The sequence below is a fragment of the Cytobacillus gottheilii genome, from assembly GCF_001636345.1.
Lineage (GTDB): Bacteria > Bacillota > Bacilli > Bacillales > Cytobacillaceae > Cytobacillus > Cytobacillus gottheilii.
Map to the genome: position 1 here is coordinate 820442 of NZ_KV440945.1, position 12045 is coordinate 832486.

Below are 12045 nucleotides of genomic sequence, written 5' to 3' on the forward strand. Positions count from 1 at the left end.
TAGCTTTTTTGTTTTAGAATGGAAGCTATTCTGTTCCTTGAAAAAATTCCTGCCACTTCAAAATATTACTCAATTGTTTCCGCTTTCTGCCGATAATAAAGATGGAGAAATTTATTCATTTTTCATTAAAGGAGAAACTATGAAAACGATACGCGGGAAGTTAATACTAGGATTTTTAGTTGTTATTGTGCTGAGTATCGCACAGTCTGTTTATAATTTTTGGACCGTATCTTCTATGAATGATCGAACTGAAGAGGTCGTTTCAGAAGAGCTTCCGTTATTAATTGCTGATGAGAATCTTTTAACAAATATTGCGCAAGGTGTTTCAGCCGTAAGAGGGTATGTGCTATATGGAGATAGTGTGCATAAGGAGGAGTTTTCTTCTTATCACTACAATAGTATGGAGGAGTTTGATAAAATTCTTAAAATCTCAAATAATCCAAAGGTTGATGAGTTAAGGACAGATTATCAAAATTGGTCAACACTCGTTGAAAATGAAGTGTTTGCTACATACGATTCTGGTGACAGAGATGGTGCAACACAATTATTAGTGGGGGAAGTTCAGCCTGCAGCCCGTGAACTAACTGAGCAGCTGACTGAATTGGCTGCACTCAGAGAAGCGGAAATTGTAGAAAGTGGAGATACTCTCCTCTCATATGGAGAAACCATTAATCTGATTGGCTTAGGTGTATCTGCACTTATTATCATATTAGGTCTTGTTATTGCGATCGTAACTGCTCAGAATATTTCCAACCCAATCAAACGTGTGGCAGCTCGAATGAAGGCGATTGCAAGCGGAGAGCTTTCAACGGAGCCTATGTTGACAAGAGACAAAGGCGAGATCGGTCAGCTTGTGGCGTCGATTAATGAAATGAATAACAATCTTAGCTCGATTGTTGGAAATATAGCATCTGTTTCTGATCAGGTGACAAGTCAAAGTGAAGATCTGCGCCGTTATTCGGAGGAAGTTAAAGCTGGTGGCCAGCAGATAGCGATGACGATGGAGGAGCTTTCAAAAGGAGCTGAGGAACAGGCGAACTCTTCAAGCACTCTTAGTGAGAGCATGAATCATTTTGCAACACAGCTGATGGATGCTGCTTTAAAAGGCGAGGACGCAAGGATCATGACGGACGAAACCATTAAAAGCACAGATAAAAGCAGTGAATATATGGATGATTCTATTAACAAAATGAATGCAATTAATGAAAAAATGCTAAATTCTTTGGCGATGGTACAAGGCTTGGATCAGCGCACAAGGGAAATATCGCAAATTGTTCATGTGATTCAGGGAATTGCAGAGCAGACGAATCTGTTGGCATTAAATGCTGCCATTGAAGCGGCACGGGCTGGGGAAAGTGGCCGCGGCTTTGCGGTGGTTGCTGATGAAGTGCGCAAGCTGGCGGAACAGGTTTCGCATTCCATTGCCGATATTACCGAAATCGTTGCAGGCATACAGACTGAATCAGAGCTTGTTGTTTCATCTCTGCAGGAAGGCTATGACCTTGTAACAGACGGCACAAGCGGCATTGTTGAAACAGGCAAATCCTTTACAGCTGTTCAAGAATCCATTAAAAACACGGGTGTCCAAATTGCGGAAATGTCCGCTGTTTTATATGATATCCTTGACCATTCCAGAGGCATAAACGAAGCGATTGAAACGGTCGCGTCGATTTCAGAAGAATCGGCTGCCGGCATTGAACAGGTTGCCGCTACAGCACAGCAATCCAGCAGTACGATTGAACAAGTAGCTGGAAGCATCGCTACTTTAGAAGGAAACACGGCTAAGTTAAATAATCTGATTTTGGCATTTAAAGTGAAATAAAGTGGGTTTGGTGAAGGACGGCTGAGAGGCCGTCCTTTTTTTTGCAATCGTGGCTGGCGTTTGGGGGATAAAATGCTGTTTTTGGCGGATTTATGAAAATAACGGCGGATAAAAATTTGTAACGGCGGATATATTTTCTGGACGGCGGATATCATCACCTTACAGGATAAAATCAGTGAGGTTTCCAACAGGAATCGCAGCAAATTTCCACTTTTGAAGACAATTCTTCAAAACACACTTTTTTAGAACGAATTCCAAAAAAATTAGCTTTACCCATGAAAAATCACCAAGCAACATTATACAAACCGACGATATTGACAGCTTCAACTATCTGCAATATAATTATCTCATATTCAAGATATTTTAATTAAGTGTAATAAAGGAGGCAAGCTTAATGAATGAAGTTTTTGTCTCGATTTTAAAAACATCTAAAGCGATTCAGGATTTTCTAAAGCAATTTTTGCGGGAATTCGCGCTTACCACGACTGAATTTGCCGTTCTTGAGGTATTATACGAGCATGGAAAACAGACCGTACACCAAATTGCAGGCAAAGTGTATCTTGCTACAGGCTCAATGACCTACGTGATCGATAAGCTTGTTGAAAAAGGATATGTCATGCGAAGTGATTGCAAAGAGGATCGCAGAGTCGTTCATGTTGAGATGGCAGCAGAAGGGCAGCGTCTCATGAATGATTTATATCCTTCCTATAAAAATGCAATAGAGGCGTTATTTGAAGAAGTGACAAAAAGTGAAATGAACAGCACCGCTTCTGCTTTAGCTAAAATACAATTAAAAACAAAATAAAAAAAAGAGTTGTACAGAAAAAGGAGGGAGCAGTTTTGAAAAAAGCAACAGCAGGTATTCACCATATTACTGCCATTGTGGGGCATCCACAGGAAAATGTAGATTTCTATCATGGTGTATTAGGGCTTAGACTTGTTAAAAAGACGATTAATTTTGATGATCCGGGCACATATCATTTATATTTTGGTGATCAAAACGGCAATCCGGGCACCATCATTACTTTTTTTCCATGGGCAAATGCATATCCGGGGAAAATTGGCGACGGACAAGTTGGCGTAACCAGCTATGCTGTTCCAGCTGGAGCACTGCCATTTTGGGAAGAAAGATTTGCCCGTTTGGGAATTTCCTTTGAAAAGACAGAGCGTTTTGGCGAAGAGATATTAGCGTTTACGGACCCGCATGGGCTGAAGCTCGAGCTGGTTGAACGTGCAAGCGGTGAACTGAATCAATGGGGAGAGTCTGGCGTTCCGGCAGATAAAGCTATTAAAGGCTTTGCAGGTGCAATACTTTTTTCAGCATATCCTTTAAAAACAGCTGAGGTGCTTGAAGAAGTCATGGGACTGGAAAAGGTCGCTGAAAATGATGAATATATCCGTTTTCAATCAAGTGCGGAGATCGGAAATATTGTCGATGTTAAGAAGGTATCCACTGGTAAAGGGCGAATAGGTGTAGGGATGGTCCACCATATTGCCTGGCGTGCGCAGGATGACGAAGATCAATTAGACTGGAAACAATATATTGAGAATAAAGGCTTAGGAGTGACACCTGTTCAGGATCGCAACTATTTTAATGCCATCTATTTCCGTGAGTATGGAGAGATTCTTTTTGAAATTGCTACAGATCCGCCTGGTTTTGCACACGATGAATCTTTAGAAACAATGGGAACAGAACTGAAGCTACCTGAGCAATATGAACAATATAGAAGCAAACTAGAGCAATCACTTATTCCGATTGAAGTAAGAGATCTTAATCAATAGAATGGGGGAGAATTTTATGAAGCATATTTTTGAAAAAGGCACCAATCCTAATAAACCAGTTTTACTGCTATTGCATGGCACTGGTGGGAATGAATTAGATTTATTACCGCTTGCTGAAAAAATTGATGGAGAAGCTTCAGTGTTAAGTGTACGGGGGAATGTCCTGGAGAATGGCATGCCGCGCTTTTTTAGACGCCTGGCTGAAGGGGTATTTGATGAAGAGGATCTGCAATTCCGAACAAAAGAATTATATGAATTTCTGGATGAAGCCTCACAAAAATACGGATTCGACCGCAAAAATATTATTGCAGTAGGCTATTCAAACGGAGCCAATATTGCCGCTAGTTTAATGTTCCATTATGCTGACAGCTTGAAGGGAGCCATTCTGCATCACCCAATGGTGCCAAGAAGAGGCATTCAGCTTCCTGATTTAACAGGAACTTCTGTTTTCATTGCAGCAGGAACAAATGACCCGATCTGCCCATCAAGCGAATCAGAAGATCTTAAATCATTGCTTGAAGGAGCTAATGCCTCTGTTGAACTGCATTGGGAAAATAGAGGCCATCAGCTTACATTAGATGAAGTGCTGGCGGCTGCGAAGTGGTATGAGGAGAAGAACTACTAAGTGTTCAGGGGATAAGGCCTTTTAAAAAGGGCCTTATTTTTATTGTTAAACCAGTTCTTTACACCAAATCTATATTTACAGCTTTTCTTCATACAGCTTTAATGTGCCTTCTCACTGGCATTTTGGTATAATAGTTCAAAATGCTGCAGAAAAAGGTGAGAATGTGCCAAAGAAGAAGTTTCAGTTTTGGGCTTTACAGTTTTTAATTGTTTTAACCATTATCTATGTTTCAACTAAGATTTCTTTTTTATTTCAGCCAGTAGGAATCTTTGTATCTACCTTGTTTTTCCCAATCATCATCTCTGGTTTTCTATTTTTTATGCTCAACCCGCTCGTGCAAAGACTACATAAGTGGAAAGTTCCAAAGGTTGTTGCAATTCTCCTTATCTATGCAGCGGTGATCGGTGTTGTCGTGCTCGCAGTTGGCAACCTCGTTCCAATGATCTCCAATCAGATCGCTGCACTTGTTAATGATATGCCAACCTATGTGGAAAAAACGGAGGGATTCTTTGATTCATTATCCGAAACACAAGAATTCCAATGGATTACAACACAGCAATATGTCACACAGGAAGAAATCATTAGAAGAATTACAGAGTATGCTAATACGCTTCCTGACCGAATCACTTCAGGGATATCCGGCATCTTCAGTGTAGTTACGAATATAGCGATTACCATTGTGACTGTTCCATTCCTTCTATTTTATATGATGAAGGACGGAGATAAGTTTCCTGCGGCAATTGCAAAATTCTTTCCTGCCGGCTACCGTGAAGAAGGAATTAAAACGTTAAAAGAAACAGCTAACACACTGTCTTCTTATATCCAAGGTCAGATTACGGTCGCACTGTTTGTCGGTACACTTTCTCTAATCGGTTATTGGATTATTGATTTGCCTTATATGCTAGTCATGGCCTTAATTGTGGCAGTAACAAATATTATTCCTTACGTTGGGCCGTTTTTAGGCGGAGCTCCAGCTGTTATTGTCGCCCTGTTTGACTCGCCTGGAAAAGCATTTCTGGTGGTGGTCGTGATTGTGGTTGCGCAGCAAATTGAGGGAAATGTACTTTCTCCTTTAATTCTAGGAAAGAGCTTAAATACACATCCAGCTACAATTATTATCTTGTTGCTTGTTGCAGGTAATTTAGCGGGAATCCTCGGTATGATTCTTGCGGTGCCAACGTATGCTGTCGCTAAAACCATTTTCGTTAATACAGTGAAATTTTTCCGGACCAGAAAATTGGCCCAATCGGAAATACCGCCTATTTGATCGAAGGAGCCTCTGCATGATTGCAGGGCTCTTTTTTTTTCAGAGTTTTAAACGATGTCAATAAAAAGATATGTAAAAAAACAGTGTCATAACCAATTGTTCACAAAATGTTCACTTACGAAGAGGATTTCCTTATAAGTATAATCAGAAAGTGTTAAAAAGAAGGGATGATGGAATTGCCAACAACGAAAAAAGAAAGTGTACAATTTGGTTTAATGATGTGTTTTGGAATGGTATTGGTTATGACGTTTTATAACTTTTATCTGAATGGCACATTAGGAAAAATGACGTTTATGGATACTGCTGTTAACTTTGCCATCGGATTTATCATTGCACTAATCCTTGATTTATATTTAGTAGGTCCAATGGCGAAAAGAATTGCGATGAAGCTGACAGCCAATACAAACAAAGTCATTTTTAAAGTTCTGGCCATATCGGTTTGTATGGTTTTAGGAATGGCGTTTTTCATGTCCATTTATGGTATCATCATGTCCAGTCTGCATAACGGCATTACAGATCATATCTTTATGTCATATCTGGCTGTGTTCGGTAAAAATCTGCTGATGGCATTGCCGCTTCAGATTCTAATAATGGGGCCGCTGGTTCGTCTAATCTTTGTAAAATTTGTAAAAGCTGAGCCTGCGGTTAGGTCAGTGTAATTGCCAATTTAACATAGGAAAGCTGCTGAGGAGATTCAGCAGCTTTATTATTAAAAGTTTCTCATTGCTTTTTCTTCAGTTCCTCCTGCGCCAACCGGACGAGTTCTTTTACCATGCTGCCGCCCAGTCTGCCGCCGACCTGTCCGGCTTCAACAGATGTAAGCCTTCCGTTATAGCCCTTTTGAAGAGGAACACCTACTTCCTTCGCGGCTTCAAATTTTGCTTCTTCTTCGGTTTGTGTACCCATCAATTTGCTCTTCAGTCCATCAAGTCCAGACCTCGCTTCAGGTACGAGCGGGCGTCGTCGTCTTCGTGCCATAGATAACCCTCCATCTGAAAGTTCTTCATTAGTAGCATCTCCAACACCACCATAAAATACTTGTTTTCAAAGAGAACAAGAGCTATTGTAAGAGAGTGTACATTTTGTGAACAAAGAAGGTGTAGATATATGGCATTAAAATACTTATCAGCATTTATCCTGCCGGGCTTATTGGTCATATTTTTTACAAGAGTGACATATAATCGCGTCATCGGACTAGTCTTGACTGTGGCGTTAATTGCAGCTTCTGTGTACAAAGGGTATACAGACTCTTATTGGCTGATTGTCATTGATGCATTTTCACTGACCGTTGGATTTTGGTATGCTCAAGTGATGAAAAATAAGTTAAAAAAGTCAACGACCTGAACACTTCATGCGAACAGAGTGCCTAATCAATCATTTGATTAAGAGCTCTGTTCGTATTTTTATTGGCTCAAGAGTCAAAAGAACATAAGAATTATAAAAAAACGAATATCCGTTCGCATATTATTGGTTTGTATATGAGAGTTTGTGGTAGAATGATGTTATGGGTATGGAAGTTAAATACTGACAAATGCAGCAGCGTGGTCCTTGTGCAAACAGAAAGCATGTGCATTTGTAAAGTAGATGATTTCAATTACGGATTTGAACGGGAGGATTTTGAGTGAAGGACCAATTTGAATTAGTATCCAAGTATTCTCCACAAGGAGACCAGCCAGCAGCCATTCAAAAGATCGTTGAAGGAATCCGTGCTGGCAAGAAACATCAAACACTGCTTGGAGCAACAGGTACAGGAAAGACATTTACGATTTCAAACGTCATTAAAGAAGTAAATAAACCGACGCTTGTCATCGCTCATAATAAAACATTAGCAGGACAGCTTTACAGCGAATTTAAAGACTTTTTCCCGAATAACGCGGTAGAATATTTTGTCAGCTATTATGACTATTATCAGCCGGAAGCATATGTTCCGCAAACCGATACATTTATTGAAAAAGATGCAAGCATTAATGATGAAATAGATAAACTCCGGCACTCTGCAACCTCATCCCTATTTGAAAGGCAGGATGTCATTATTATTGCGAGTGTATCATGTATATATGGCTTAGGTTCCCCGGAAGAGTATAGGGAGCTTGTTTTGTCTTTGCGAACAGGAATGGAAATCGAAAGAAATCAGCTTCTTCATCGATTAGTGGATATTCAATACGAACGTAATGATATCGACTTTAAGCGCGGTACATTCCGTGTGCGCGGTGACGTAGTTGAAATTTTCCCAGCATCAAAGGATGAACATTGTATTCGCGTTGAATTCTTTGGCGATGAGATTGACCGGATTCGTGAAGTGGATGCGCTAACCGGAGAAATTATCGGTGAACGCGAGCATGTTGCCATCTTCCCGGCATCTCACTTCGTAACGCGTGAAGAAAAAATGCGCGTAGCGATAGAAAATATTGAGAAAGAACTTGAGGAGCGCCTAAAAGTCTTAAGAGAAGATGACCGTTTGCTTGAAGCGCAGCGTCTCGAACAGAGAACTCGTTATGACTTAGAAATGATGAGAGAAATGGGCTTTTGCTCAGGAATTGAAAACTATTCCCGTCATCTGACTTTAAGACCCCCTGGCTCAACACCATATACATTAATAGATTACTTCCCGAAGGATTTTCTTCTGGTTGTCGATGAATCTCATGTTACCATTCCTCAAGTGCGCGGGATGTTTAATGGTGACCAGGCCCGTAAAAACGTGTTGGTTGAGCATGGCTTCCGTCTGCCTTCTGCGATGGATAACAGGCCGCTTACGTTTCCTGAATTTGAAGAGCATATAAATCAGATCGTCTATGTATCGGCAACACCTGGGCAGTATGAAATGGAACATACACCAGAGATGATTGAACAGATTATCCGTCCAACCGGTTTGCTTGATCCTACGATTGATATCCGTCCGATTGAAGGGCAGATTGATGATCTGATTGGTGAGATTCATGAACGAGTCGAGCGCAATGAACGCGTCTTAATCACAACACTGACGAAAAAAATGTCCGAGGATTTAACCGATTATTTAAAGGAAATAGGCATTAAAGTGCAATATCTGCATTCTGAAATTAAAACACTTGAACGAATTGAAATTATCCGTGAACTTCGCCTTGGTAAATACGATGTTCTTGTGGGAATCAACCTTTTAAGAGAAGGACTGGATATTCCGGAAGTTTCATTAGTGACGATTTTAGATGCAGACAAAGAAGGATTCCTTCGTTCAGAAAGATCCCTTATTCAAACGATTGGCCGTGCAGCGAGAAATTCAGCAGGCCATGTTATTATGTATGCTGATAAAATCACGAAATCAATGGATATAGCTATAAATGAAACGAAGCGCCGCCGTTCTATACAGGAAGAATACAACGAAAAGCATGGCATTACTCCGCAGACGATCCAGAAGGATATCCGCGATGTCATTCGAGCTACACATGCGGCAGAAGAAACAGAAGAATACAATGCACCGGCAAAGCTTGGCAAAATGAACAAGAAAGAACGCGACAAGCTGTTAAGCGAAATGGAGAAAGAGATGAAGGATGCAGCAAAGAACCTCAATTTCGAGCGTGCAGCTGAACTTCGCGATCTAATACTTGAACTAAAGGCGGAAGGATGATGACCCTATGGCAATGGATAAACTGATTGTAAAAGGTGCCCGAGCACATAACTTAAAAAATATTGATGTCACCATCCCGCGAGATAAGCTTGTTGTCTTAACAGGGCTTTCAGGTTCCGGAAAGTCGTCGCTCGCCTTTGATACGATTTATGCGGAAGGACAGCGCCGCTATGTAGAGTCGCTGTCTGCTTACGCCCGTCAGTTTTTAGGGCAAATGGATAAACCGGATGTTGATGCCATTGATGGTTTATCACCGGCCATCTCAATTGATCAGAAAACCACCAGCCGCAACCCGCGTTCAACGGTTGGTACGGTTACAGAAATTTACGATTACTTGCGGCTTCTGTTCGCTCGTGTTGGCCGTCCGACGTGTCCAATCCACGGAATCGAAATTTCTTCACAAACCATTGAACAGATGGTTGACCGCATTATGGAGTATCCGGAGAGAACGAAGCTCCAAGTTCTGGCACCACTTGTATCTGGCAGAAAAGGCACACATGTAAAAATTTTAGAAGAAGTGAAAAAGCAAGGATTTGTCCGTGTTCGTGTTGATGGTGAAATGCGCGACCTTGGGGAAGAGATCGAGCTTGAAAAGAACAAGAAGCACTCCATTGAGGTTGTAATCGACCGTATCGTGGTGAAGGATGGCGTAACAGCCCGTTTAACCGATTCAATGGAGACTGCATTAAAGCTTGGTTCTGGAAAAGTACTTGTGGATGTTATTGGAGAAGAGGAATTGCTTTTCAGTGAAAACCATGCTTGTCCGCATTGCGGCTTTTCCATCGACGAACTTGAGCCGCGGATGTTTTCTTTTAACAGTCCCTTTGGCGCTTGTCCGAAATGTGATGGATTAGGATCTAAGCTTGAGGTCGATCCAGAACTAGTCATCCCGAATTGGGACCTTCCTTTAAATAAAGGAGCAATTGCCCCTTGGGAGCCGACAAGCTCACAATACTATCCGCAGCTGTTAGAAGCAGTGTGCAATCATTATGGAATTGATATGGGTATTCCTGTTAAAGATTTGCCTAAAGATCAGCTTGAACGGGTTTTATATGGTTCTGGGAAAGATAAAATCTATTTTCGCTATGAAAATGACTTTGGACAAATCCGCGAAGGCTATATCAATTTTGAAGGAGTCATTCCCAATATTGAGCGCCGCTACAAAGAAACAAGCTCTGATTTCATCCGGGAGCAGATGGAAAAGTATATGGCTCAGCATTCATGTCCTTCATGTCAAGGCTATCGCTTAAAGCCGGAAAGTCTGGCTGTCTTAATTAATGGAGAACATGTCGGAAAGGTAACAGCTCTTTCCATTCAAGAAGCTTTTTATTTCTTTGAACAACTATCATTAACAGAAAAAGAGATGGCCATTGCCAATCTAATTTTGAGAGAAATTAAAGAGCGTATTGGCTTTTTAATCAATGTTGGACTAGACTACCTGACTCTCAGCAGAGCGGCCGGAACACTATCGGGCGGTGAAGCTCAGCGGATTCGTCTCGCTACTCAAATCGGTTCGAGATTGACAGGAGTACTATATATATTGGACGAGCCATCAATTGGGCTGCATCAGCGTGATAATGATCGTCTAATTGAAACCTTAAAAAATATGCGTGACATTGGGAACACCCTTATTGTTGTGGAGCATGATGAGGATACAATGATGGCAGCCGACTATTTAATCGATGTTGGCCCTGGTGCTGGCGTTCACGGCGGTCAAATTGTCTCAGCCGGCACACCGCAAGAAGTCATGGATGATCCAAATTCACTGACAGGTCAATATTTAGCAGGGAAAAAGTTCATTCCGCTGCCTGCCGAAAGACGAAAAAGTGATGGAAGATACATTGAGGTAAAGGGTGCGAAGGCGAATAATCTTAATAACGTAAACTTTAAGTTTCCACTCGGCTCATTTGTGGCGGTTACTGGGGTTTCAGGGTCAGGTAAGAGTACACTGATCAATGAAATTCTTCATAAGAGTCTTGCTCAGAAGCTTCATAATGCGAAAAGCAAACCAGGTGAGCATAAAGAGATTAATGGTGTTGAATATTTGGATAAGGTCATTGATATTGATCAGTCGCCAATCGGCCGGACACCAAGATCCAATCCAGCTACCTATACGGGTGTGTTTGATGATATTCGTGATGTCTTTGCCACAACAAATGAAGCGAAAGTGCGCGGATATAAAAAAGGCCGCTTCAGTTTCAATGTCAAAGGCGGCCGCTGTGAAGCATGCCGCGGAGATGGAATTATTAAAATTGAAATGCACTTCCTGCCTGATGTGTATGTACCATGTGAAGTGTGCCACGGCAAACGATATAATCGTGAAACGCTTGATGTCACATATAAAGGCAAAAACATTGCAGACATTCTAGATATGACAGTGGAAAACGCACTAGAATTCTTTGAAAATATCCCGAAAATCAGCCGTAAGCTGCAAACCATTTTTGATGTCGGCTTAGGGTACGTCAAACTTGGCCAGCCGGCAACAACCCTTTCAGGAGGGGAAGCACAGCGTGTCAAGCTTGCATCAGAACTGCATCGCCGCTCAACTGGAAGGTCGCTCTATATTTTAGATGAACCAACAACAGGTTTACATGTTGATGATATTTCCAGATTGCTAGTAGTCCTTCAGCGTCTTGTGGAAAATGGCGATACCGTTTTAGTCATTGAACACAATCTTGATGTTATTAAAGCAACTGATTATATCATTGACCTAGGACCAGAAGGCGGAGACAAAGGCGGTACAATTGTTGCTGCCGGAACGCCGGAAAAAGTAGCAGAAGCTCCTGGTTCCTATACAGGCAAATATTTAAAGCCAATTCTCGAACGTGATCGGGAACGAATGAAAAAAGAAATTCAAGAAAAAGAAGCAAGTGCAGCAAATGCATAAAAAAATCAGCTAGGCGATTATCGCCTAGCTGATTTGGGTTTACCGCCAAAGCTTTTCTTTC

General features: G+C 41.4%; 10 protein-coding genes. 9 read left to right on the forward strand and 1 reads right to left on the reverse strand.

Annotated elements, in window-relative coordinates; translation table 11 throughout:
- The first annotated feature begins 139 nt into the window (after positions 1–139).
- The 6 genes from A6754_RS03840 (at position 140) to A6754_RS03865 (ending at position 6155) form a co-directional block, all read left to right on the forward strand.
- Positions 140–1822 carry a methyl-accepting chemotaxis protein gene (locus tag A6754_RS03840; protein WP_066451341.1) on the forward strand — a complete coding sequence of 561 codons (1683 nt, stop codon included), beginning with the start codon at positions 140–142 and terminating at the stop codon, positions 1820–1822.
- 394 nt (positions 1823–2216) lie between these two features.
- On the forward strand, positions 2217–2627 hold the full coding sequence (locus A6754_RS03845; RefSeq protein WP_082851599.1) for a MarR family winged helix-turn-helix transcriptional regulator: 411 nt from the start codon (positions 2217–2219) through the stop codon (positions 2625–2627).
- Between the two features lie 35 nt (positions 2628–2662).
- On the forward strand, positions 2663–3604 hold the full coding sequence (locus tag A6754_RS03850; RefSeq protein WP_066442596.1) for a ring-cleaving dioxygenase: 942 nt from the start codon (positions 2663–2665) through the stop codon (positions 3602–3604).
- Between the two features lie 16 nt (positions 3605–3620).
- The gene (locus A6754_RS03855) at positions 3621–4229 is read left to right on the forward strand and encodes an alpha/beta hydrolase (RefSeq protein ID WP_066442597.1); all 609 of its coding nucleotides are present in this window, start codon (positions 3621–3623) and stop codon (positions 4227–4229) included.
- Between the two features lie 163 nt (positions 4230–4392).
- Complete coding sequence (locus tag A6754_RS03860) at positions 4393–5496, forward strand: AI-2E family transporter (RefSeq protein ID WP_066442598.1); 1104 nt, start codon at positions 4393–4395, stop codon at positions 5494–5496.
- Between the two features lie 176 nt (positions 5497–5672).
- Entirely contained in the window at positions 5673–6155 is a 483-nt protein-coding gene (locus A6754_RS03865; protein WP_066451348.1) for a DUF2798 domain-containing protein, read from the forward strand.
- 61 nt (positions 6156–6216) lie between these two features.
- Here the strand turns inward: A6754_RS03865 and A6754_RS03870 are convergent, their stop codons facing one another.
- A complete protein-coding gene (locus A6754_RS03870; RefSeq protein ID WP_066442599.1) occupies positions 6217–6474 on the reverse strand; it encodes an alpha/beta-type small acid-soluble spore protein in 258 nt (85 codons plus the stop codon).
- Positions 6475–6603: 129 nt separating this feature from the next.
- Between A6754_RS03870 and A6754_RS03875 the strand changes: the two genes are divergently transcribed.
- The 3 genes from A6754_RS03875 to uvrA all read left to right on the forward strand — a co-directional run bounded on the left by A6754_RS03875 (position 6604) and on the right by uvrA (position 11984).
- Positions 6604–6840 carry a CsbA family protein gene (locus A6754_RS03875; RefSeq protein WP_066442600.1) on the forward strand — a complete coding sequence of 79 codons (237 nt, stop codon included), beginning with the start codon at positions 6604–6606 and terminating at the stop codon, positions 6838–6840.
- Positions 6841–7117: 277 nt separating this feature from the next.
- Complete coding sequence (gene uvrB / locus A6754_RS03880) at positions 7118–9097, forward strand: excinuclease ABC subunit UvrB (RefSeq protein ID WP_066442601.1); 1980 nt, start codon at positions 7118–7120, stop codon at positions 9095–9097.
- 7 nt (positions 9098–9104) lie between these two features.
- Positions 9105–11984 carry an excinuclease ABC subunit UvrA gene (gene uvrA, locus A6754_RS03885; RefSeq protein ID WP_066442602.1) on the forward strand — a complete coding sequence of 960 codons (2880 nt, stop codon included), beginning with the start codon at positions 9105–9107 and terminating at the stop codon, positions 11982–11984.
- The last annotated feature ends 61 nt before the right edge of the window (positions 11985–12045 follow it).

Coding starts and splice junctions, on each gene's coding strand:
- A6754_RS03840 (WP_066451341.1), top strand. CDS start 140: ATGAAAACGATACGCGGGAAGTTAATACTAGGATTTTTAGTTGTTATT.
- A6754_RS03845 (WP_082851599.1), top strand. CDS start 2,217: ATGAATGAAGTTTTTGTCTCGATTTTAAAAACATCTAAAGCGATTCAG.
- A6754_RS03855 (WP_066442597.1), top strand. CDS start 3,621: ATGAAGCATATTTTTGAAAAAGGCACCAATCCTAATAAACCAGTTTTA.
- A6754_RS03870 (WP_066442599.1), bottom strand. CDS start 6,474: ATGGCACGAAGACGACGACGCCCGCTCGTACCTGAAGCGAGGTCTGGA.
- A6754_RS03875 (WP_066442600.1), top strand. CDS start 6,604: ATGGCATTAAAATACTTATCAGCATTTATCCTGCCGGGCTTATTGGTC.
- uvrA (WP_066442602.1), top strand. CDS start 9,105: ATGGCAATGGATAAACTGATTGTAAAAGGTGCCCGAGCACATAACTTA.